This window comes from Nautilia sp., assembly GCF_053994455.1.
Map to the genome: position 1 here is coordinate 1 of NZ_JBMYAU010000056.1, position 22,316 is coordinate 22,316.

Sequence of the window (22,316 nt, forward strand, 5' to 3'; positions counted from 1 at the left end):
AAATAACGGCAAGATCGATTTTAACATCACAAGAACAGACAGCGGCGTGAATTTTGCGGTTATACATATTCTCAATTCGGATTTGAGCTGGCTTTGGTATTCGAAATTCGGGGATGAATACAACGACCCAAACAGTTCCCCCTGTCTTCATCATTTCTGTTTTACCGTGACCTGGAGCGGAAGCGGAGAAGCCGGAGAAGTGGGAAGCGGTGAATTTAACGGTACGGAGGCCAATATAACCGAAACCAATACCACTAAAAGAGGGGTTAAAATATTCAGGTAAAAATTTTTAAATGAAAATATTGTCTATAAGCCTTGTGCTTCCTATTTTCGCCGCAATTAGTATTATAGTGTTGCGGGGTGAAATTTCTTTTATGAAATTGAAATTTCTGTCCACAAATGCGATATATTGCAGTTCGTTCACATCTAAAACGGCGAGCATTTCTTTTTTAATCTCTTCGGTGTTTTTTGTTTTGGAGGAAAGTTTTGCCGCCCTTTTAAGGGCCTTGCTGATGGTTAACGCTCTTTTTCTTTCGTTTTCGCTTAAATAAACATTCCTGCTTGAAAGAGCTAAGCCGTCTTTTTCCCTTTTTGTTTCGCATTCCACAATTTCTATGTCGAAAAAGAAATTGTTAACCATCTGTTTTATAAGATAAAGCTGCTGGGCGTCTTTTTTGCCGAAATACGCACGGGTAGGTCTGATTATGTTAAAAAGTTTGTTTACGACCTGCAGTACACCGTCAAAATGGCCGGGTCGGTTGAAACCTTCGAGAATATAGCCTTTTATTTTGGGAGCTTTTATCAATACTTCGTCTTTCGTGTACATATTTTCCGCCGACGGGGTGAAAACGGCGTTTACCCCCGCTCTTTTGCATATGGCGAAATCGGCTTCGAGGCGTCTGGGATATTTTTCAAGATCCTCTCCAGGCAAAAACTGGGTTGGGTTGACGAATATGGAAACTATTACGCTCTCGTTTTCTTTTTTCGCTTTTTCTATAAGGCTCAGGTGACCTTCGTGCAGCGCTCCCATTGTAGGAACGAAACCTACCGAGCCTTTTAGTGTTTTTCTGTAGTTTATGGCTTCTTCGGGTGAATTTAAAATTTTCATAAGCCGCCTTTTTTGGTAAAATTATATATAAATTTTTTATGTCTAAAAGGCGCTTGATGCAAAATCTTTTTATAAATAAAATAAAAAAGCTCAAAAACAGATACAACGGTATAAAAATAGTGGGAATTGTCGGCTCAATAGCAAGGGGTGAGGCTACGAAAGAAAGCGATGTGGATATTTTATACCAAATAGATGAAACTTTTTTATACGAAGTTGATCCTCTGCAGTTTTTTACTTATTTAAACGAGGTAAAACACGATATTGAAAGAAAATTAGGCAAAAAAGTTGACTTGATAGATATTACAACCCTTAATTCTATTGCAAAAAAATATATGCTTAAAGATAAAATAGATGTGTGAAAAAATTGAGTTTGTGTTACAAAGAATCGATTTTATTTTTCAAACCGTTGAAAAAGCGGGTTACGTAACCAAAGCTTTAGAAGATGAAATTACGTATAGACCTGCGATTTTAATGCATCTTTCACAAATTGGTGAAGAAATGAGTAAAATAGATTCGGAAATTTTATCCGATTTGGATTTACTTTTGGATGCAAAGGGTGCTTATGATGTGAGGAATTTTATAGTACATAATTATGAAGGTGTGAATTTGGCTTTAATTGAGAGAATTATAAAAGAAAAACTGCCTGATTTGAAACATAAATTTTATAAATATTTAAAAGAAAACTGTAAAGGATAAAAATGGACGCATATGAATACAGCGAACTTATTAAAGAGCTTGAGAATAAAATCGAAAATATAGAATCTATTTTAAAACCCGGAAATTTAAGTAAAAGATTAAAAGAAATAGAAGAAATGGAAAACAGTCCGGAGTTTTGGAACGATTCTAAAACGAGTGCGAAAGTACAAAAAGAAAAAAACGCAATTTTAAGAAAGCTTGAAAAATATCAAAAGGCCAAACAGGCGTTGGAAGACAACAAGGATATGTTCGAGCTTGCAAGCGCGGAAGAGGACGAAGAAACATTAAACGAGGTTTTTAAAGACGTAAGGGAACTTAAAAAATATATAAGGGATTTGGAAATTGAAGTGATGTTAAGCGACGAAAACGATTCTAAAAACGCCATAGTGTCGATTCATCCCGGTGCAGGAGGAACGGAATCGCACGACTGGGCCAGTATTTTATACAGAATGTATTTGAGATATGCGGAAAGAAGAGGCTGGAAGGTTGAGGTGCTGGATTATCAGGCAGGTGACGAGGCGGGAATTAAGGATGTGAGTTTTTTGGTAAAAGGGGACAATGCATACGGATATTTAAAAGCCGAAAACGGAATACACAGACTTGTGAGGGTAAGCCCGTTTGACAGCGGCGGCAGACGTCACACTTCGTTTGCTTCCGTTCAGGTTTCACCGGAAATCGACGACGATATAGAAATAGAAATAGATCCTAAGGATATAAGAATAGATGTTTTCAGGGCGAGCGGAGCCGGCGGACAGCATGTTAACAAAACCGAAAGCGCCGTTAGAATAACCCATCTTCCCACGGGTATAGTTGTTGGGTGCCAAACGGATAGAAGCCAGCACAAAAACAAAGAAATGGCGATGAAAATGCTAAAATCGAAACTTTACGAACTTGAACTTGAAAAAAGAAGAGCGGAAGAGGAAGGAAAACCGAAAGACGAAATGGGATGGGGACACCAGATAAGGAGTTATGTTCTGTTTCCTTATCAGCAGGTTAAGGACAACAGGAGCGAAAAAGCCTATTCGAGAGTCGATGACATACTTGACGGGGATTTGGATGAAGTGATTGAGGATGTTTTAATTTCTGAAAAGGAAAAAGAGGATTGAGAAAATCTTTAACCCTGATAGAACTTATTTTTACGATAGTGATAATAGCGTTGGTGTTTACCGTGATTCCAAAAATTATCTATATCAGCAACAAATCTTTGGAGTTTTCGAAAAAAGAAGACGCGCTTTTTAATATGATGGCTAAAATGGCGGATATTTCCTTAAAAGAATATGATGAAAAAAACACCGAATACGATGATATTTTGTTAACCGGAAACAGCAACGTTTTGGAGTGCAACGCTTCAAGCGGATACCGCGTAGGGGGTTTTGCGGGAGGCAGGAACTGTAAAAACGCCGTGTTAGAAAGCGATATAGGCAGTGATACCGAAGAGCCTCCCTTTGACGATGTGGACGATTACAACGGTACCGAAGAAAACACGACCCGCTACGGAAGAACCTTGTATACACTGAAAATAAGCGTCGGATATACGGGGGAGTGGGGGGAGAACGATTACAACCATACAGCCGGGGTTTTGAACTATACTTTTAATTCTTTCTCCGGTTCCGGTAAAACGGATATCAAACGTATAGAAATAAACATTTGCCAAAACGACAACAACATATCCTCCGTAAAATATTACAGCTCCAATATCGGGCATGCCAAAATAGAGAGTGTGCAATGGTGAAAAAAGCTTTTACTTTAATTGAAGCTATTTTTGCGATAGTTATATTATCGTTTGTTTTAATAGGCGGTTTTCAGATTATAGAAAAGCTTTATGTAAGAAACTATCTGCTTAAACAGACTTCCAAATTCGAGTTTGTGTCTCAAGAAACGCTTGATCAGATCTCTTCTTTTTTGTACTACAGAATACCTCTCAGTGTAATTGGCTATGATCCCGCAAGCGGAAATTTTAAATATATCGGTGACATTCAAAACGATGAAAATTATTCGGTATTGGAATGGATCGGATATTTAAACGATGCCGTAAAAGAAGAAAATCTAAGCGGGTTTGTGGATTTGTACGCAAGTAAAAAGCCCGTTTTAAAAGCGGTGGATTTTAACCCTTCATATATAAATGACGTTTTGAAAAACAAATGGGGAGGCGATCAGAATATAACGGATTCGACTGCCGTAATTTTTGCGGGAACTTTTGACAGGGGCAGTGAAAGCGTACTTAACGATTACAACAACTCTTTCGGATGGCACGGCCACAGGGCGGATTACGTATATCGGATTCAAAGTTATGAAACCGTTTCGAACGATACGAATCTGACGTTGCAAAACCCGGGGAATATAAGAATTTACGAAAAATTTTATTTAGCCGACAGCGCGTATGCTCTTGCTATGGGAAGAGATATCAATACTTCTTCGGAGTGTATAAGCGCACTTAAAATTAACGGAAACGATGTAAACGCTACGCTTTTTCTTTTTTATAATTACAGACCTTGGCTCGGTGAGACGTTTTGTGCCGATACCAACGGTACGCCCGCCGGGGGAGTCACTCCTTTAGCTTTTAATGTTAATTCCTTTAAAGTCAGAAAAATCAATTCGCATCTCGAGCTAAAACTCGAACTGTTAAAAACAAAATCCGATATAAATATTTCCGTATCTAAACAGAAGGTGGCGTTTTGAAAAAAGGATTCGGTTTAATAAATGCGATTATAGTGCTGCTGTTAATCTCCGCATTAATGACGGCAGTTGTAAAAATGGCGTTTGTAAGCGTAAAACATACAAGCGACACTTATATGCAGCAAAGGGCAGAGCTGTTTATGCAAAGCGCACTTGAAAACTCTCTGCTTGCCGTTGAGGGGTATGAAAGAAACGGTACATGTCTGGAAAATATCGTTTTTAACGACGAAGACGGCAGGTTTGAGGCGAACGTAAGTATTTTAAGATATTACTGTTATGATTTAAACGACTGTAACTGTTCCAACAACCCGTCTTTGGTAAAAAAGATTTCAACCCCGGTTTCGCACGGTTACGTTCTTTTGAAAATCGTTGTCGAAAGCAACGTTTCGAATCCTAAAAACAACAATAAAAAAATAAAACTGAAAAAAATCACATTGCAAAGGCCATAATGAAAGCGTTTACCTTAATTGAACTTATTTTCGTAGTAATTATAATGGGAATATTAAGTTTTGTCGGGTTTCAGTTTATACCCAATGAAAAACTTTTTTCGGACAGAGAGGTTTTAGTGCAGAAAATTCTTGAAAAAAAAGCCAACGCCTTAGGTTACGAAGCCGAAGGAAACGAAAGCTATTATTGTATAACTTTTACTAAAGAATGGCTTAATAATGACGATAATAAAAGTAGTGAAAAAGTGCATTACGTTTTTAAATCCGATATAAGCGTGACGCCTTCTTTGTATAATGACACGTTATGTTTCGATTATGTAGGGCGGGATTATAACGGAAGTGCGGATGAAAATTTGACAAATTTATTACATACAAATATAATTATCACGCTGAAATACAGAAAAAAAGAGGAAAACATTACAATATATCCTATAACAGGAAGTGTGAGGTGAAAATTTGAAAGTAGTATATTTAAGCGAAAACGGCGTTTATATTAACGAAAACGACAGGGTTGTTAAAAAAGAACTGAAATATGAAAAAGGTGTAATCACATCTTCGATAGGTTATAAACATATATTGAATCTTACGTTTAAACTTCCTAAAAACATAGAAAAAGATATGCTCGAAGCGGAAGCCGAAAAATATATTTTTACCGAAGGGTCGTTAGATTATACGAAAGAATATAAGATTAACTATGTGTTTAAAGAATTTGACGAATTTTATAATGTCGAAGCTTTCGTTGTGGAGGTGGAAACCTTAAAAAAGGAGTTTAAGAAGTACCTTAATGTTTTTAAATATATAGATTTTATTTCGGCAAGACCTTTTGTGTTCAAGTCTTATTATGATATCGTAAACGGAAAACCCCTTAACGACATATTTATTTATTTAAAAGAGGACGAGGCGTTTTTAAGCTGTTTTGAAAACGGGGAATTTGTATTTGTCAAAAGCGTAAATAAATTAAACACTCTTCTTAAGCAATTGAATAAAAGTATGGAGGAAATGGAGGAACTGTTAATCAATAAGGGTTTAGAGAGGGAAAAATATGAAAACGGGGATGAATATGATATTGTGGAATCGTTTTTTTCCTCCTTTTTTATGAAAGTGAGCAATCTGATAAATTATTCCGTAAATTACTATTCCCTTTCGAAAATAGACAGAATTTTCTTTTATTCTCCTTTTGAAATAAACGGTTTTATAGACAAATATAAAAATTTCTGGAATCTCAGCGGAATAGATTTTGAAAAATACGAGGTTCCTACGGATTACGACCCTTTCGATTATACGGCTTTAATATATAATTCAAGGCATTATGAAAACGAAGAGGAAAATTTTTCCGTTTTTCCCAAACCTGTTCCTTTTTATAAAAGAAGGAGCGGTATTCTGACAATGGTTACTTTATTTTCGTTTGCGGCAATAGGAGCGGATGCCCTGTATAAGTACGAGATTATAAAAAAGCAGGAGGAAACCATTTATATTTTGAATAAAAAAATCAGTAAAAAGAAAAGAGAGAGCGAATTGATTGTAAAAACGGTTAAAAACCTCAAAAAACAGATTTCTTCCGTAAAAGAACAGAATATTGCGCTTCAAAAACAGATTGCCGATATAGGGGATAAGATTATGTTTTTGGCCGATATACAAAAGACTCCTCCGGTTTCCAACGAAATAAGCGATTTGGTGCGTATATTGAAAAAATACGGTTTGAAACTTTCATCTTTTGAGAAAAACGGAATCCACACCGATTTGGTTGTTACGAGCAAATTTAACAATTCCGCCCATATAGCGAGTTTTATGAAAGATATGAGCAAACTCGGTTATAAAAACGTCTCATCAAAACAGATTAAAAACAGCAACGGAATATACGTATCAAAAGTGAGTTATGATGAATAGGCTTGATGAATATCTAAATGGACTTGATAAAAAAAACGTGATAATGCTTTATGTTTCGGTTTTTATTCTGGCTTTTATAATATATTACAATTTCAATTATTCCGTATTAAGTGAAAAAATAACCGGTAATGAAAATAAGATATATGAATTAAGGCAAAAATTAAAAGAAAACCTTAATCTTTCGGTTACGTTAAAATCTTTGAAGAGCAAACTGCGGGAACTGAAAAAGAACAATTCGGAGCTTACCGAAGACTTAAAATATCTAAATATGCTCATAGCAACTTCTCCTGTACTTCATATAAACGATGTCAAATTTCTTGAAATTCTTAAAAGTCTTCTTGAAAAAGCGGTTGCCAACGATATAGAAGCATCTTATTTTTTAAATAAAAAGCTTAACGAATACAAAGTTTATGAAATTGATATAGAAGGCTTTTACACACCTGAGCATTTTGAAAAATTTTACAGGTTTGTAAAAAGCCTGGAAAAAATAAGGGTTATAAAAGAAGTTAAGTATCTGAAATTTGTAAAAGGCGAAGATGTGTTTTTTAAAATGGAAATTTCGTTTTGGGGATTAAGATGAAAAAATATATTTTTTTACTGGCGTTTGTGTTTCTCCATGCGGATATATCGGAAATAATTACGGAAATAAAAAAGATGGAATCTTACACCCCGGTGTTTAAAAATTTTGTAAAATACGATGTGTTCGGAAGCAGTGAAAAGAAAATTAAAATAAAAAAGCCTTTTGTTGTAAACGGTATCGTCAAACTGAACGCCGTTTTCCAAAAAAAAGCGAATATAAACGGAATATGGGTGAAAAAAGGGGATTTAATAGGAGGGTATACGGTTTTAAAAGTCGGTGAGGATTATGTTTTGCTTAGGAAAGATAAATATATTAAAAAACTGTCGTTAAAACCAAAAATTTTAAAGGTTGTAAAATGAAAAAGATATATATACTGTTTTTTTTAATCAGTACGCTTTTTTCTTCGTCGTGTAACGAGAAAATGTTTACGCTGCATATTGCAAACCCCGTAAGCTTCAGAAGCGTTTTGTCGGATATTGTAAACGAATGCAATTTAAATGTAATTATAAAAGATGAAAAGGCGAAAAAACTTATTAACCGTAATATAGAGTTTATAAATCTTCAAAACGTTTCTTTAAAAACGCTTTTAAAAACACTGTTTGACAATGCCAATTTGTTTTTTGAATATAAACATAACAGTATAATAGTGTCTTTTTATAAAACGAAAACTTTCAGGGTCGATTTTATTCCAAACACCATAAGCGGCATATCGAATATTGATTCTACCGATAACACGGTAAAAACGGATTATCAGTTCGATTTTTGGGACAATCTTAAAAAAAACATCGTTCAGATTCTGAAAAACACTAACAGCGATTACAGGGAACCTATAATCGATAAAAATTCCGGACTTGTCACCGTTACGGGAAATAAAAACCAGATAGAGGAAATTGCGAAATATATCAGGGATTTAAACGAGAGGCTGCACAAAGAGGTTCTTATTGACGTGAAGATTTACACCGTAACACTTTCTGATTCGCATAAGACGGGAATAGACTGGTCTCAGCTGTCTATTTCTTTAAGCGATAAAAGCGTACCTCTTACGGCTCCTGACATTTTAGGCAGCAATGCCGTTTTCAAACAGGCGACGTTTAATGTCGGGGGGCTTTTGAATTTTCTTGCATCAAACGGTAACGTCAATTCGGTTTCAAATCCGAAAATAGTTACTTTAAACAACCAAAAAGCGTTAATTAAGGTAGGAGATACGATTTATTATAAATACGCATCCCAGGTTACCACGGACAATAACGGCAATCCTACCACCGAATACACCATTGACAGCAAGTTTGTAGGCGTGCTTTTGGATATAACTCCCCAGATAAGCGACAACAACGAAATAATACTCAGTATAAATCCGAGAATAAGCGCTTTTAAAGATCTGACACAGCTTACCAACACCAACAGGGATATGCCCCCGGATACACAGGACAATACGATGATAAGCGTGGTCAAATTAAAAGACAGGGACACTCTCGTATTAGGCGGGCTTATTACCGATGACAAGCAGTTAAAGGTAAACGGGGTGCCGGTTCTAAAAGAAATTCCGGTGTTGAAATATCTGTTTTCTTCAAAAGAGCAGATAACCACCAAAAAAGAGCTTGTTTTTGTAATTACTCCGCATATAATCGATTTAAATAAAAAGGTTACTTTAAAAAATTATGGATTTAAAAAACTACCGAATTTAGAGGATTTAAATGTTAAATAACCTTATTGAGGAATTCAGGGATAAAATAGATATTAACGATTTTTTCAGTTATTTAAGTTTTGAAATTGTAAAAGAAGAGCTGATTTCCACTAACTCGAACATAGTTTTTCTGCTCGGAAATCCCGGCAGCGGAAAAAGCTATATGCTGACACTTTTAAAACATAAATATCCGCAAAAATACGTTTTACAGTCCGAACCTTTTTTAAGCAAGGCAGAATTTCTCAACCTTCATTCGGACTTGGATAACAAAACGATTTTAGTGGACGAGGCCCAGCTGCTTTCCATGGAAATGATAGAGTATTTAAGAATGCTCAGTGACAGGGGAAATAAAGTGATTTTAAGCATGCATCAAAAAGAAGGTGAAAAAATAGCCTCTCTTCCACAGTTCGTATCGAGATATACGGGGAAAATATATATGAAACCCTTGAGTTTTGAAGAGTTTGAAAAATATGTAATGTCAAAATTTATTAAAAACAACAGATTTGATTTGGTAAACAAAAAAATATTAAAAAAAATTTACAGATACAGCAGAGGTAATTTCAGACTTTCTAAAAAATTCATATTTACCGCCCTTACTCTGCTGGATTATTCTTTAAAAAATTCGCTGAAATACAATAAAATAGATTCTTGTATTATAGAAATGACTGCAATAGAATTAGGACTTTTGAAATGACGTTTTTAGAGCTGGAAAAAGAGTGCCGTAAAAGAAGGTTTAAAAAAAGGGCGGTGTTTTTTTCACTGTTTTTTTCGGCGGCGGCCGCCGTATATTTTTTAACCGGCTTGAATTTAAAAACAACAGAAAATAAGCCGCTTTTGAAAAAGGAAGTTAAGAAAGTCAATTATTCAAAAATTTCAAAACCTGAAAAACCGGTAAATAAAAAACACGTTCAAAAGAAAACGGATGTGAAAAAAGATAGCCCCCCTAAATTGAAACTGTTTATAGATCTAAACATAACGGAAAATAGAGAAAAAAGAGCCGTAAAAAAAGAAAACAAGAAAATAAAAGAGAATAAAAAGACAGTTAAACCCGAAAATAAAAAAACGGAAAAATCCTTTAGTTTAACCGCTCGGACACTCCCTTCTTATAAAACCTGTATTTCACTTTCTGAAAAATTTTATAAAAAGGGCGATTACAAAAACGCTTTAAAATGGGCTAAAAATGCAAATGTACAGGACAATAAAAAAGCGGAGTCATGGATACTCAGCGCGAAATCGCTTTATAAACTCGGAAAAAAAGCCGAAGCTTTGAAAATTTTACAGATATATTATAATTATCACAAGGATGAAAAAGTTAAAAAACTTATGGGGGAAGTGGAAAATGAAACCGTTGAATAAAATTTTAACTTTAACATTGTTTGTTTCCGTCTCTTACGGAGGCATAGTTGAAGATTATCTCAATAAAAAATATAAAAAAATCTGTAATTTCAAAAATATCGAAAAATTTTCCCGTAACGAAAAAGCCCTGAGTATTGTAGGTGTTTCCTGTATAAAAGAAGACAGTATTTATCTGCTTCCTTATATTATAAACAAGCTGAAAAAAACCGAATACGGAAGAAAAAACTCCATATATTTTTTAACCGTTTATATGGAAAAAAAACTTTTATATTCATATCTGTTTGACAAAATTTCTTTAAAACCTTTTTCTTTTCCAATGACTGATTACATACTTTCTTTTGTTTTTGAATCGGTGAAAGCGGGCAATTATGAAACAGAGAACGGAATTATTGTCATTTTTGATAAAAAAAGGGATGTTACGTATCGTTTTTACAAAAAAGAAGATAAAATGTATATTGACGAATACAAAAATAAAAAACTGATAAAAAGGCGATGGTATAGATGATAAAGCAAAAAGTAAGGTTAGGGGATTTATTAATAAGCGAATATATCGTAACTGAGAACGAACTGTTAAAAGCTTTGGAAAAACAGAGGGAATACAAAGAGCAGGGAATACATAAAAAACTGGGGGAAATATTAATAGAACTCGGATATGCCACTGAAAAGCAGATTTTAGAAGCATTGTCAAAACAGCTCGGTTTTCCTTTTGTAGATCTGTACGGGGAAAAAATAGATTATAATTTACTTTCTTCTTTTCCTTTGAGTCTTATAGAAAAGCATTACGTAATACCGTTTAAAAAAGATGAAGAATATGTTTATGTGGCTACGGCGGATCCTCTTGATTATGACGCTTTAGAAATTATTGAAAAATTTTCTTCAAAACCTCTAAGAGTTTATATAGCTTTAAGTAAAGATATTCAAATTATTATGGAACGTTTAAAAATCACCATATCTACAAAGGAACTTATATATAAAGTAAAAAAAGAACTTAAAAGCGGCGGAACCGAAAACATAAGCGCCATTGACGAACTGCTTGATCTTATTTTGGAAAAAGCGATTAAAGACAGGGCGACTGACGTTCATATAGAGCCTTTAAGGTATAACTTCTCGGTAAGGGCCAGAACGGACGGTGTTTTGAAAGAACTTTTCTCTTTTGAAAAGGAGATTTATTTTCCTCTGGTTTCTAAAATAAAACTTTTGGCGAATATGGATATCAGTGAAAAAAGAAAACCCCAAGACGGGCGTTTTTCCAAAAACTACAAATCGAGCGTATATGATTTCAGGGTTTCTTCAACGCCTACAATGCACGGTGAAAGTGTTGTTTTGAGAATCCTGGATCAGGAAAAAATTTTTTTGCGTATGATTGAACTCGGAATGAGCGAATATAATCTGAAACGGTTTGAAAAACTTATCCATTCCCCTTACGGTATAGTGTTTGTAACGGGACCTACGGGAAGCGGTAAAACCACGACTCTTTATGCTGCGCTTAATGAAATTAAAGGAGTGGACAGAAAAATAATTACGGTTGAAGATCCTATAGAATATGAAATTCCGCTTATTCAGCAGATACCCGTAAATTCCAAAATAGGCCTGACGTTCGCAACGATTTTAAGAAGTATATTAAGACAGGATCCGGATATAATTATGATTGGCGAAGTAAGGGACAGGGAAACGCTTGAAGCCGCCGTACAGGCTTCTTTGACAGGTCATCTGGTACTTGCCACACTGCATACTAACGATGCGCCGAGCGCCGTTACAAGAATGATTCAGATGGGGGCTCAAAATTATATGGTTGCGGATTCTTTAATAGGCGTAGTGGCGCAGAGACTTGTGAGGAAAATATGTCCTTACTGTAAAACCTCTTGCAATCCCTCAAAAGAAGAATTGGAAATGATAAAACCGTTTTTGAAAGAAGATATAAATTTTTACAAAGGAGCGGGATGTAAAGAATGCGCTTTTACCGGCTATATCGGCCGTGAAATGATAAGCGAGGTTTTTGTGGTGAACGAAAAAATAGCCCATTTGATAGCAATAAGCAGGGATAAAACAGAAATTTTGGAAAAGGCGAAAGAAAACGGGTTTATAACAATGATTGAAGACGGTATAAACAAAATAAAAAAAGGTATAACTACACTTGAAGAAATTTTAAGGGTGGTCAAGGTAGATGTATTTTAAAATAGAATATTTCAAAAAGGAAAAAGTGCGGGAGGTGATAATTTCCGCCAGAACACCGAAAGAAGCAATCAAAAAATTCAGGGAGAGAAAATTAGGAATCATAAAAAGTATAGAAGAGTTTAAAAAGCCGTCTCTTATAGAAGAGATGGCCACAAAACTTGATCTTTCCAAAATAGACTTGGAAGAGTATATTTCCGTTTTAGAGCAGCTTTACGTTATGCTTGATGCCGGAATAGCGATAGATATGAGTGTTAATAACATAAAAGAGAGTATAAAAAACAAAAAACTTAAAAAAATTTTCGATTCGATAGAAAATGATATAAAAGCCGGACTTTCTCTTACCGCTTCATTTTCTAAATTCGAAGACGATTTGGGAAAACTAACGGTTTCGATGATAAAACTCGGTGAAGAAACGGGTGATCTGGCACAAGCGATAAAAGATTTGTCTATTATTACTCACGAAATTTTAGACAACAGAAAGAGATTAAAAAAAGCTACAAGATATCCTATGTTTATAATTTTTGCAATGAGTATAGCTTTTGTAATTGTTATTTTGTTTGTAATTCCCCCTTTTAAAGCTATTTTTTCTCAGTTGAAAACTCAACTTCCTCTTCCTACTAGGTTTTTACTTTGGATTGAGGCCGCTTTACAGAATTATGGTCTGTATATATTAATAGGAGCCGTTATTGTTTTCGGTATAATAAGTTATTTGTATAATACGAGTAATAAAGTCAGGCTGAATCTTGACAGACTGATTTTAAAGGTTTATATTGTAGGTCCCGTTATCAAACTTGCAATGATAGGAAGATTTACATATGTTTTACAAAGACTTATTGATTCGGGAATTCCTATCTTAGATGCCGTTGATATAGCCTTAAATATAGTGGATAATACCTATATAAGAAAAAAACTTGAAAATATAAAAAATTCCATAGTAAGCGGAGGAAGTATTACGCAAGGATTTAAGGAAAGCGAGATTTTTGAAAATATGGTTGTTCAAATGGTGGCGGCCGGGGAAGAGAGTGGATCGCTTGTACTTATGCTTCAAAAAGTGAGTAAATATTATTTAGAGAAATACAAATATATAGTAGATAATATAGCGGTATTGATAGAACCGATATTAATTGCTGCAATTGCGGGATTTGTACTTACGCTTGCACTCGGTATCTTCTTACCGATGTGGAATCTAACCGAAGCTATGCAATAGGAGATAATGTGGGAGTTGAAACCGGAAGTATAGTAACTGCCGTTATAAGTATGTTTATTTTAGGATTTGTTCTTTGGATTGTGCATAAAATTTCTAATGTTTAGTTTACAAATGCCGATTTTATGTTATAATAATGTAAAATTATTAAAAGGAGAGTAAAATGAAAAAAGCGTTTACGCTTATCGAATTGATTTTCGTGATTGTTATTATCGGTCTTTTAGCGGCAGTTGCGGTTCCTAAGTTTTTAAATCTTAAACAAAATGCGGAATCTAAAAGTGTGATTAAAACTACTATTGATGCGGCACAGCAGGCTGTAGAAGCGGCTGTAAATTCAAGGGATTTAGAAAATAATGCTTCATTTAAGTTAGGTGATATTGTAAAAATAAAAGGAAAAGGGTGGTCTTATAACGATGTTGGAAATGAAGGTAGATATACATATGCAGGTCCTAACGATACTAATCCGGTGGCTGAAATTAATTTCAGTTTAACAAACAGAGAAGTTAACTATTCAATTTATTGTAATCATTTCGGTGATACTGTAACGCAAGCTAAATGTGTGTCTGATCTAAATAACTCTAGTGAAGGTAACATAACATCCGTCAGATTAACATTTTAATGAAAAGAGGCTTTACCCTAATAGAACTTATTTTTGTGATAGTTATTATAGGGGTTTTGGCCTCTTTTGCCATTCCTAAGTTTACAAATCTTACGACTCACGCAAAATCCGCAGGTATAAAATCCCTTGTAACTTCCGTGCAGTCCGCGGTTGACAATATTCATGGCAAATGGATTGTAAACGACAATTATAGTTGGATTGGAGCGGATGGTGTTGATCATAGTGCCGATTTTAATTCTTCAAGCGGTTATCCCGCGAAACTTGACGGTGGAGCGGGGAGTGAAAATCTTTTTTCTTATGTTTTAAAAATACCGGTGCCGGATTGCGGAAGCAGACAGAGCGGATGCTGGAAAGAATATGAAGACAATAAATACGAATATTATTATTCCCCTACCAAAATCTTAAAAATCGAATACAACTCTTCAAACGGAACACTCGAATGTGTTGACGGAACGGACGTCAGCCGCAGCGAATGCGAAAAAATCATATATTAAATTTAGGCAGGTAAATTTTAAAACCTTTTTTGTTTTCGGAAATTTTAATTTTACCGTTGTGGGCGTTTATTATTTCAAGACTTAAGGCCAGTCCGAGCCCGTTGCCTTTGGTTTTGGTGGATTTAAAAGGTTCGAAAAGAATGTTTTTGTTTTCAAATTCTTTGCCGTTATCGTAAATGTTTATAATATGACAGTCGGCTGAATTTTCATATAAAACTTCTATTATCCCGTGTTCCGCTTCGCTTTCTTCAATTGCGTCTATGGCGTTGAAAACCATATTTTGCAAAACAAGTAAAAGCAGATCAAAGTCTGCCTTTATTTCAATGTCCGGTAAAAAAAACAGAAAATCTATCTCTTTTGAATAAGAATAATATTTAACCGAAATTTCAAGTTCTTCTTTTAAAAGACTTAATAAAAACCGTTTAATTTTAGGCTGAAGGCCTTTTGAAAAAAGAAGGGTGGATTTTATTATTCTTTCTATTCTGAAAACGGAGCTTTTCATTTCTTCTAACAGTTCGTCTTCGCCGCACCTTTTTTTAAGAAGGGAAATAAGTATGGAAACGGAACCTATGGGATTTCTTATTTCATGTGCGAGGTGTGCGGCCATCTGTCCCATGGCAATAAGCCTTTCGTTTCTTTTCTGTTCGGTTATGTCGGTTGCGCTTATTATCGTTTTGTTTTTTATTATGGACTTTTGAACGAGATAAACTCTGTTGTTTATTTCTATTTCCCCGCTGTTGGGGACGTGGGAAAAGTTTTTAGTATTGGAGTTTTGTATAATTATCTGATTGTTTTCGTCAATGACCCACAGAGCCTGGGGGAGAAATTCTATAACCCCGTTAAGAATGTTTTTAAGTTCTATAAATTCGTTTTCCACTTCGTATGTTTTTTGTATAAGTGTTTCGAGGTTTTTTAACAGTTCTTTTTGGTTTTGCGGAATTTCCATTTTTTACCTTTTTGGTATAATTTTTATTATTTTATCAAAGGACGGAGATGATTAAATACGAATATAACAATTTCTATGAAATTTTGGAAAACAACGCAAAAAAACATTCGAATAAAACCGCTTATTTTATTGACGACAGAAAAATCACATGGGGCAGGGTTAAGAAAAAGGTAGACACCTTTGCAAGGACCCTGGAATTTCTCGGAGTAAAAAAAGGTGATAAAATTCCCCTGTTTGTGGGAAATTCGATAGAATATATCGTAGCGCTTCTCGGCATTCAGAAACTCGGTGCGGTGGCGGTTCCGATAAACACCTTTTTAAAAGAAGAAGAGGTTGCTTATATTCTAAACGATGTGGAAGCTACGTTAATGATAGCGAGTTTTAAGCTTGCCGGTTCGATTAAAAACATAAGGGACAAAACGAATATAAAAAAAATAATATGGGAAGGGGATATAGACAAGATTGATGCTGATAATATCTCGTTTAGCGAAATACTTTCGAATTTTGAATCCCATGAAGTCAGCGAACTTCCGAAAATAGACGATTTGGCGGTAATTATATACACTTCCGGAACGACCGGCAAACCTAAAGGGGCTATGCTGAGTTATAAGAATTTCTTTTCCAATATTTACGGGGTGAACGAACTTATCAAGCTCAATCATAAAGACAGGTTTATAGCATATCTGCCCATGTTTCATTCGTTTACGCTTACAGTAAACATACTGCTTCCTATGTTTTATGCGGCTCCGGTGGTTATTATTAAATCAATTATGCCTTTTAGCAATATTATCAAACAGACCCTTTTAAAAAGAGTGACTATTTTTACGGGTGTACCCGATGTATATTCGGCCCTTAGCCGTGCCAAACTTCCCTTTTATTTTCACTGGTTTAACAGGGTTAGATTTTACATTTCCGGTGCTGCGGCACTTCCCGGAGAGGTTCTTGAGAAGTTTTCTAAAAAATTTAAAAAAGGAAAATTGCTCGAAGGGTACGGGCTTAGCGAAACGTCGCCCGTTGTGGCTGTAAACAGACCGGAACTTCAAAAGCCGTATTCCGTGGGACCGGCGATTCCGGGAGTGGAAGTTAAAATTGTGGATGACGATTTGATGGAGGTGCCCGTAGGAGAGCCGGGAGAGATTATCGTTAAAGGTGACAATGTAATGCAGGGATATTATAAAAGGGAGGACGCCACGGCCGAAACGATAATCAACGGATGGCTTTTAACAGGTGATATAGGAAAAATAGACGAAGACGGCTATATTTACATACTCGACAGAAAAAAAGATCTGATTATAAGCAAAGGCGTAAATATTTATCCGAGGGAAATTGAAGAAATTTGTTTAAAATACGAAGGGGTTAAAGAGTGTGCGGTTGTGGGTGTCAAAGACGAACAAAGCGGTGAAATACCGGTTGCTTTTATAGAGCTTGAAGAAGATAGGGACATTAAAGAGTTTGAACTGAAAAAGTTTTTAAAACAGCATCTTGCAAATTACAAAGTACCTAAATATGTCTATTTTGTGGAGGAACTTCCTAAAAATGCTACGGGAAAAGTGTTAAAAAGGGTGTTAAGGGAAAAAATCGACGAATATATGAGTAAAAAATAAAACGGTTTTTTTCCTTTTTTAAATTTTATGTTTTTGGGTCTGCTGTTGAATTGTGTATGAGGATTGGTGCAAATTTTTTTATTGATGTTAAAAAATTAAAAAAAAACTAAATGTGTTTAAATAGGCATACAATTATTAAAAAAAACAAAAGAGAGGGAATTAAAGGGTGATTGTATAATCCCAGATTCCGTGTTTATTACATCCTTCAACGGCAGTTAATGTTTTAACACCGTCAAGTTTTACTTTAAATGCGGCATAACCCATGGCTTTTCCCGGTTCGAATAAAACTCTCTCAACCAATTTTCCATCAGCTCTTAATTCAATAAAATCGATCCAGTGATCTTCGCTGCTTGGATGGATAATACCTTTTTGCCCAATAGTGATTTCAACTAATGTATAACCTTTTGTGTCTTTTGAACCGATTTTAATTTCAGGTGTGTGTTTCAGTTCACCTTTTGAAGGGTTTTCACTGATGTGATATCTGTTTCTGTTATAAATTTTTTCTCTGTATTTCCCGTAAGGGTTGCATACGTTGTTCTTTTCAACCGCCATTACCGGTGTAACGGCCGCCGCTGCCAATCCTAAAGCTCCAAGTTTAAGCGCTTTTCTTCTGTTCATTTTAATCCTTTAAGAGTATTTTTATCGTATTTTAACGGAAAAAAATTATTTAGTCAAATTATTTTGTAAAAAATAACTAAAACTATTAAATAAGAAACGATAAAATAAGGAATTGAATATTTATGAAAATCTATATATGCTTTTGGGTTTTTAAGAAACCTGAGGGCTATGATATTTGCCAAAGAACCTGTCAATAAGCCGTTTCCGGCTATATCCACCCCGTATGCGATTGCTATATAGTTATTTGAAAAGTTGCTTATAAAAATTGCTGCGGGAACGTTAGAGATAATTTGTGAAAGAATTATACTTATATTAAAAACATTGTAAAAATTCATTTCAACCGAGCCCATTATGCTTTTAATGGTTTCCATCCGGCTTAGCATTCCGAAATCTATAAACATTATTATAAAAGTAAAAATCAAAAAATAATCGAATTTCAAAAACACGTTTTTATAGCCGGTAAACAGATAATATAACACGATTATAAGCAGAGCGTATCTTACCAGTGAATATTCAAGTGAAACTATAAACAAAACAAAAAGAACAATTGAAGAAATAAAAAGAAATTTATCGGTTTTGTGTGTTTTGTTTATTTCTATTTCAAGGTTTTTTTTCGGAAAGAAAATAAAAATAAATATTATAAGTAATATAAGTGACGGTATGGTTACAATACCCATTTCTCGTATAAAATCAATAACACTTATATCCATCTGTCTGAACAGAAATATATTTTGCGGATTTCCGAACGGCGTAAGCTCGCTTCCGACATTAACGGCTATTGCTTCGAATATTACAAGTTTGGTCAAGTCGTTTTTAATCTGTGATGAAAATGCCAAAGTAAGCGGCACCATTACAAAAAGCGTAATGTCGTTTGTTAAAAACATAGATAAAAAGGCGCTTAATGTTACAAACGCAAATGCAAGAGCCCTTTCCGTTTTGAACCGTTTTACGCTGGACACAGCAAAAGCGTCGAAAAATCCGGAAAGTTTCAATGCGGTAGTAATCAGTAAAAGCGCACTTAACGCCCTTATGGTTCCCCAGTCGATAAATTCGTATATTTCTTTAAATTTGGGCTTAATATTGAAAAAAAGGAAAAAGAAAAGAGATAGAAAAATAAAAAACAGCCACTCTTTTTTTAAAAGTTTCATTTTCCGAGTATCACCACTTTTGAAACGTCAATATCACATTCATTCGGTATGTTTGACGGATCAAGCGCCAAAGCGTCGTTGTCCATTATTACTATTTCATTGTTTAATATGTGTTCCGCCACTTTTTTTGCACCGTTGAGTGAGTGCATATAGCAACTTCCGCACTGATAAACGTTTGCTTCCGGGATTGTGTCCGTATCAAGGATATTTTGCATAGATTTTTTCCATGCTTCAATTACTTCTTCATCTTTTGGTTCCCCTATTACGCTCATATAAAATCCTGTGCGGCATCCCATAGGTGAGATATCGATAATTTCGTAATTAGGTAAATTGTCCCTCATATATCCAGCAAAAAGATGTTCAAGTGTGTGCATAGCTTTTTCGTCTATTATTTCAACGTTCGGTTTGGCAAATCTTACGTCATATACGGTAATAATATCACCGCCCGGTGTTTTTACATGTTTTGCAATTCTGAGTCCGGGACTCGGCATTTTGACGTGATCTACTAAAAAACTGTCTAACATCGGCATAGTTACTCCTTAAGTTTTGTGTATCTGTTATTAGTATATTGGTGCATTAGTGATGGAAAATAGTTATTGATATTATGTATTTCAACACCCAAATGACCAATACACAAATAACAAATATACAAATTCATTTTTTTGTTTGCAATTATACATCATTTTTGATAAAATTCCGCTCTGTTCTCACCTCTTTATTCCTTGGTAGGGTTGCACTGAAAAGTGTTAAAGAAGAGGGAGGCTAAACCCGAACCAAAAAACAAATAATTCAAGGAGAAACAATGCCGTGTAATGTAACAATGAAAGACCTTTTAGAGTGTGGTGTTCACTTCGGTCATCAAAAGAGAAGATGGAATCCGAAAATGAAAAAATATATTTTCGGTGTAAGAAAAAACATTTATATTATCGACCTACAAAAAACACTAAGACATATCAAATATGCTTACAACGTAGTTAAAAACGCTGCTGAAGAAGGTAAAACCATTCTTTTCGTAGGTACTAAAAAACAGGCTGTTGACGCTATTAAAGAGCATGCCGAAAGATGTGGTATGCCATATGTTAACCACAGATGGCTTGGTGGTATGCTTACAAACTTTAAAACTATCCAAAAATCAATCAGAAAACTTGAAATCATTGAAAAAATGGAAGAAAGCGGACAAATCAACCTTCTGACTAAAAAAGAAAGATTAATCTTAGCCAGAAGAAAAGCTAAACTTGAGAAATTCATCGGCGGTATCAGACATATGAAAACTATCCCTGATATGCTTTTTATCGTTGATACCGTAAAAGAAAAAATTGCAGTCGGTGAAGCTAACAAACTTGGTCTTCCGATTGTAGCGCCTGTAGATACAAACTGCGACCCTGATTTAATCGATGTTCCGATTCCGGGTAACGACGATGCTATCAGAAGTGTAAACCTTTTCTGTAAAACAATTGCCGATGCTATTATCGAAGGAAAAGAATTGGCGGCTAAAGAGGAGGAAGGTGAAGTGGAACCTGTTTCTCAGGAAGAAATCGCCGAGGAAGTAAAAGAAATCAAAGAAGAAGCGGCAGCAGAAGAGAAAACTGAAGAAGAAATCAAAGTTGAAACTGAAGAAATTAAAGCTGAGGAGGTGTAATATGGCAAACATTACTGCTAGCATGGTAAAGGCGCTCAGAGAAAAAACAGGCGCCGGAATGATGGATTGTAAAAAAGCTTTTGTAGAAGCTGAAGGTAACGAAGAAAAAGCGGTTGAAATTTTAAGAAAAAAAGGTCTTGCAAAAGCAGCTAAAAAAGCTGACAGAAACGCTGCCGAAGGTAGAATCGAAATTTATATAACGGATGATTATAAAACGGGAAGTATCGCGGAAGTTAACTGCGAAACGGACTTCGTTGCCAAAACAGACGAATTTATCGAATTTGTTAGTGAAACTGTTAAAACTATCAACGTAAACGACATCACTGATACTGAAGCTCTAAATAAAGCTCCGTTTGGTGCTGGAACATTTGAAGAAGAGCTTAAAGTTAAAATCGCTAAAATCGGTGAAAATATTGTAGTTAGAAGAATAGGAACTATAAAAGCTCCTGAAAACGGAATCGTAAACGGATACATCCACGCAGGCGGAAAAGTAGGTGTATTGGTTGCCGCTGCATGTGACAGCGAAAAAACGTGCGAAGCAATTAAAGACACTTTAAGAGATATAGCAATGCACATTGCCGCAATGAAACCTCAGTACTTAAATCCTGAAGCGGTACCTGCGGACGTTATCGAAAAAGAAAAAGAAATCGCAAAAGCACAGCTTCTAAAAGAAGGCAAACCTGAGCAGGTAATTGAAAAAATTATCCCGGGCAAAATTAAAAGATTCTACAGTGACGTATGTGTTACTGAACAGGAATACGTAAAAGCCGAAAAAAAAGAAACTGTTGCCCAGGCTCTTAGCAAAGCCGCTAAAGCTGCCGGCGGAGAAGCCAAACTTGTTGACTTCATCAGATTCGAAGTCGGTGAAGGTTTAGTTAAAAACGCATGCAATATGGCGGACGAAGTAGCGGCGGCCCTTTCTTAATCCCCGCTTCTTTTTTTATTTTATGCAAAAGTGTCTGTCACCAGAGTGTGAAGTAATAAAGCTTAAATTCAAAGACTGTTAAATATAAATAAACATTATAAATATGGAAAACAAAGGATGTAAAGCTGTTACTATCAAATATTTAGTATCAGGTATTATATGAGTGGAAGTAGTTACTTTCTGTGTTAGCATATAACTATTGACCATTGAATAGTGCCAGACCCTAAACTTGTAAAAAGTTAATAGTACCCAAATTGCTAGTTAAAAAGTAAATTTTGTTTATCTTTATCCAGTTTCAAAAAACAGTCGAAACTATAAGTTAAAATAAAAAGCTTAAGTTTTGTTAAAAAATCACCAATAGAGGTTGCTTTAATAACTTTGCCGAATTTACCGGTAATAATTGAAAAAGCGGTTTCAATGCTTTTTCTTATTTTTCTTTTAATCAAATATTCATTATCTTTTTTCATATTTTTTCTAAATATTGGAGACAGTTTAATTCCAAATTTACTCA

General features: G+C 35.0%; 27 protein-coding genes and 1 pseudogene. 22 read left to right on the forward strand and 6 right to left on the reverse strand.

All coding sequences use genetic code 11. From position 1 onward, the window contains the following. Positions 1 to 283 (forward strand): hypothetical protein (locus ACXJIE_RS03890; RefSeq protein ID WP_456479660.1); only part of this gene is annotated, 283 nt, incomplete at its 5' end. Between the two features lie 6 nt (positions 284 to 289). Here ACXJIE_RS03890 and panC read toward each other — a convergent pair. Then, positions 290 to 1,108 carry a pantoate--beta-alanine ligase gene (gene panC / locus ACXJIE_RS03895; protein WP_456479661.1) on the reverse strand — a complete coding sequence of 273 codons (819 nt, stop codon included), beginning with the start codon at positions 1,106 to 1,108 and terminating at the stop codon, positions 290 to 292. A gap of 56 nt (positions 1,109 to 1,164) precedes the next feature. Here panC and ACXJIE_RS03900 point away from each other — a divergent pair, with 56 nt between their 5' ends. The 18 genes from ACXJIE_RS03900 (at position 1,165) to ACXJIE_RS03985 (ending at position 14,925) form a co-directional block, all read left to right on the forward strand. After that, positions 1,165 to 1,467, forward strand: coding sequence for a nucleotidyltransferase family protein (locus ACXJIE_RS03900; protein WP_456479662.1), 303 nt, complete (start codon positions 1,165 to 1,167; stop codon positions 1,465 to 1,467). Beyond that, entirely contained in the window at positions 1,460 to 1,804 is a 345-nt protein-coding gene (locus tag ACXJIE_RS03905; RefSeq protein WP_456479663.1) for a HepT-like ribonuclease domain-containing protein, read from the forward strand. The genes ACXJIE_RS03900 and ACXJIE_RS03905 overlap by 8 nt, the downstream gene beginning before the upstream one ends. A gap of 2 nt (positions 1,805 to 1,806) precedes the next feature. Further along, a complete protein-coding gene (gene prfB / locus ACXJIE_RS03910; RefSeq protein WP_456479664.1) occupies positions 1,807 to 2,910 on the forward strand; it encodes a peptide chain release factor 2 in 1,104 nt (367 codons plus the stop codon). Next, positions 2,907 to 3,536, forward strand: a complete 630-nt coding sequence (locus tag ACXJIE_RS03915) for a type II secretion system protein (RefSeq protein WP_456479665.1) — start codon at positions 2,907 to 2,909, stop codon at positions 3,534 to 3,536. The genes prfB and ACXJIE_RS03915 overlap by 4 nt, the downstream gene beginning before the upstream one ends. After that, on the forward strand, positions 3,530 to 4,483 hold the full coding sequence (locus ACXJIE_RS03920) for a prepilin-type N-terminal cleavage/methylation domain-containing protein (RefSeq protein WP_456479666.1): 954 nt from the start codon (positions 3,530 to 3,532) through the stop codon (positions 4,481 to 4,483). The genes ACXJIE_RS03915 and ACXJIE_RS03920 overlap by 7 nt, the downstream gene beginning before the upstream one ends. Continuing rightward, the gene (locus ACXJIE_RS03925; protein WP_456479667.1) at positions 4,480 to 4,929 is read left to right on the forward strand and encodes a hypothetical protein; all 450 of its coding nucleotides are present in this window, start codon (positions 4,480 to 4,482) and stop codon (positions 4,927 to 4,929) included. Before ACXJIE_RS03920 ends, ACXJIE_RS03925 begins: the two co-directional genes overlap by 4 nt. Further along, positions 4,929 to 5,378 carry a prepilin-type N-terminal cleavage/methylation domain-containing protein gene (locus ACXJIE_RS03930; RefSeq protein WP_456479668.1) on the forward strand — a complete coding sequence of 150 codons (450 nt, stop codon included), beginning with the start codon at positions 4,929 to 4,931 and terminating at the stop codon, positions 5,376 to 5,378. The genes ACXJIE_RS03925 and ACXJIE_RS03930 overlap by 1 nt, the downstream gene beginning before the upstream one ends. Before the next feature lie 4 nt (positions 5,379 to 5,382). Continuing rightward, positions 5,383 to 6,813: a hypothetical protein gene (locus ACXJIE_RS03935; protein ID WP_456479669.1), complete on the forward strand. Its 1,431-nt coding sequence runs from the start codon at positions 5,383 to 5,385 to the stop codon at positions 6,811 to 6,813. Continuing rightward, on the forward strand, positions 6,803 to 7,393 hold the full coding sequence (locus ACXJIE_RS03940; protein ID WP_456479670.1) for a hypothetical protein: 591 nt from the start codon (positions 6,803 to 6,805) through the stop codon (positions 7,391 to 7,393). Before ACXJIE_RS03935 ends, ACXJIE_RS03940 begins: the two co-directional genes overlap by 11 nt. Continuing rightward, complete coding sequence (locus ACXJIE_RS03945; RefSeq protein ID WP_456479671.1) at positions 7,390 to 7,752, forward strand: hypothetical protein; 363 nt, start codon at positions 7,390 to 7,392, stop codon at positions 7,750 to 7,752. The genes ACXJIE_RS03940 and ACXJIE_RS03945 overlap by 4 nt, the downstream gene beginning before the upstream one ends. Beyond that, positions 7,749 to 9,098, forward strand: a complete 1,350-nt coding sequence (locus ACXJIE_RS03950) for a type II secretion system protein GspD (RefSeq protein WP_456479672.1) — start codon at positions 7,749 to 7,751, stop codon at positions 9,096 to 9,098. Before ACXJIE_RS03945 ends, ACXJIE_RS03950 begins: the two co-directional genes overlap by 4 nt. Continuing rightward, positions 9,088 to 9,771 (forward strand): hypothetical protein, encoded by a 684-nt coding sequence (locus ACXJIE_RS03955; protein WP_456479673.1) that lies wholly within the window; start codon positions 9,088 to 9,090, stop codon positions 9,769 to 9,771. The genes ACXJIE_RS03950 and ACXJIE_RS03955 overlap by 11 nt, the downstream gene beginning before the upstream one ends. Further along, a complete protein-coding gene (locus ACXJIE_RS03960; RefSeq protein WP_456479674.1) occupies positions 9,768 to 10,433 on the forward strand; it encodes a CDC27 family protein in 666 nt (221 codons plus the stop codon). Before ACXJIE_RS03955 ends, ACXJIE_RS03960 begins: the two co-directional genes overlap by 4 nt. Then, positions 10,426 to 10,938, forward strand: coding sequence for a hypothetical protein (locus ACXJIE_RS03965; RefSeq protein ID WP_456479675.1), 513 nt, complete (start codon positions 10,426 to 10,428; stop codon positions 10,936 to 10,938). Before ACXJIE_RS03960 ends, ACXJIE_RS03965 begins: the two co-directional genes overlap by 8 nt. Continuing rightward, complete coding sequence (locus ACXJIE_RS03970; RefSeq protein ID WP_456479676.1) at positions 10,935 to 12,608, forward strand: GspE/PulE family protein; 1,674 nt, start codon at positions 10,935 to 10,937, stop codon at positions 12,606 to 12,608. Before ACXJIE_RS03965 ends, ACXJIE_RS03970 begins: the two co-directional genes overlap by 4 nt. Next, a complete protein-coding gene (locus ACXJIE_RS03975) occupies positions 12,598 to 13,815 on the forward strand; it encodes a type II secretion system F family protein (protein ID WP_456479677.1) in 1,218 nt (405 codons plus the stop codon). Before ACXJIE_RS03970 ends, ACXJIE_RS03975 begins: the two co-directional genes overlap by 11 nt. Positions 13,816 to 13,975: 160 nt before the next feature. Further along, on the forward strand, positions 13,976 to 14,431 hold the full coding sequence (locus ACXJIE_RS03980) for a type II secretion system protein (protein WP_456479678.1): 456 nt from the start codon (positions 13,976 to 13,978) through the stop codon (positions 14,429 to 14,431). Next, positions 14,431 to 14,925 (forward strand): type II secretion system protein, encoded by a 495-nt coding sequence (locus ACXJIE_RS03985; protein ID WP_456479679.1) that lies wholly within the window; start codon positions 14,431 to 14,433, stop codon positions 14,923 to 14,925. Before ACXJIE_RS03980 ends, ACXJIE_RS03985 begins: the two co-directional genes overlap by 1 nt. On the opposite strand, the gene ACXJIE_RS03990 is transcribed toward ACXJIE_RS03985, so the two are convergent. Beyond that, positions 14,915 to 15,871, reverse strand: coding sequence for a sensor histidine kinase (locus ACXJIE_RS03990; protein WP_456479680.1), 957 nt, complete (start codon positions 15,869 to 15,871; stop codon positions 14,915 to 14,917). The genes ACXJIE_RS03985 and ACXJIE_RS03990 overlap by 11 nt on opposite strands. 47 nt (positions 15,872 to 15,918) lie before the next feature. On the opposite strand from ACXJIE_RS03990, the gene ACXJIE_RS03995 reads away from it, so the two are divergent. Next, positions 15,919 to 17,475, forward strand: a complete 1,557-nt coding sequence (locus tag ACXJIE_RS03995) for a fatty acid--CoA ligase (RefSeq protein ID WP_456479681.1) — start codon at positions 15,919 to 15,921, stop codon at positions 17,473 to 17,475. Between the two features lie 159 nt (positions 17,476 to 17,634). Here the strand turns inward: ACXJIE_RS03995 and ACXJIE_RS04000 are convergent, their stop codons facing one another. Genes ACXJIE_RS04000 through luxS form a run of 3 tightly spaced genes read right to left on the reverse strand, consistent with a single transcriptional unit; the run spans position 17,635 to position 19,771 of the window. Beyond that, complete coding sequence (locus tag ACXJIE_RS04000; RefSeq protein WP_456479682.1) at positions 17,635 to 18,093, reverse strand: desulfoferrodoxin family protein; 459 nt, start codon at positions 18,091 to 18,093, stop codon at positions 17,635 to 17,637. A gap of 53 nt (positions 18,094 to 18,146) precedes the next feature. Continuing rightward, on the reverse strand, positions 18,147 to 19,241 hold the full coding sequence (locus tag ACXJIE_RS04005) for an SLC13 family permease (RefSeq protein WP_456479683.1): 1,095 nt from the start codon (positions 19,239 to 19,241) through the stop codon (positions 18,147 to 18,149). Further along, the gene (luxS, locus tag ACXJIE_RS04010) at positions 19,238 to 19,771 is read right to left on the reverse strand and encodes an S-ribosylhomocysteine lyase (RefSeq protein WP_456479684.1); all 534 of its coding nucleotides are present in this window, start codon (positions 19,769 to 19,771) and stop codon (positions 19,238 to 19,240) included. The genes ACXJIE_RS04005 and luxS overlap by 4 nt, the downstream gene beginning before the upstream one ends. Positions 19,772 to 20,043: 272 nt before the next feature. Between luxS and rpsB the strand changes: the two genes are divergently transcribed. Next, positions 20,044 to 20,880: a 30S ribosomal protein S2 gene (gene rpsB, locus ACXJIE_RS04015; protein ID WP_456479685.1), complete on the forward strand. Its 837-nt coding sequence runs from the start codon at positions 20,044 to 20,046 to the stop codon at positions 20,878 to 20,880. 1 nt (position 20,881) lies between these two features. After that, positions 20,882 to 21,805: a translation elongation factor Ts gene (tsf, locus tag ACXJIE_RS04020; RefSeq protein WP_456479686.1), complete on the forward strand. Its 924-nt coding sequence runs from the start codon at positions 20,882 to 20,884 to the stop codon at positions 21,803 to 21,805. 257 nt (positions 21,806 to 22,062) lie between these two features. On the opposite strand, the pseudogene ACXJIE_RS04025 reads toward tsf, so the two are convergent. Next, positions 22,063 to 22,316, reverse strand: a pseudogene (locus ACXJIE_RS04025) (IS982-like element ISSude1 family transposase); the annotation flags it as partial.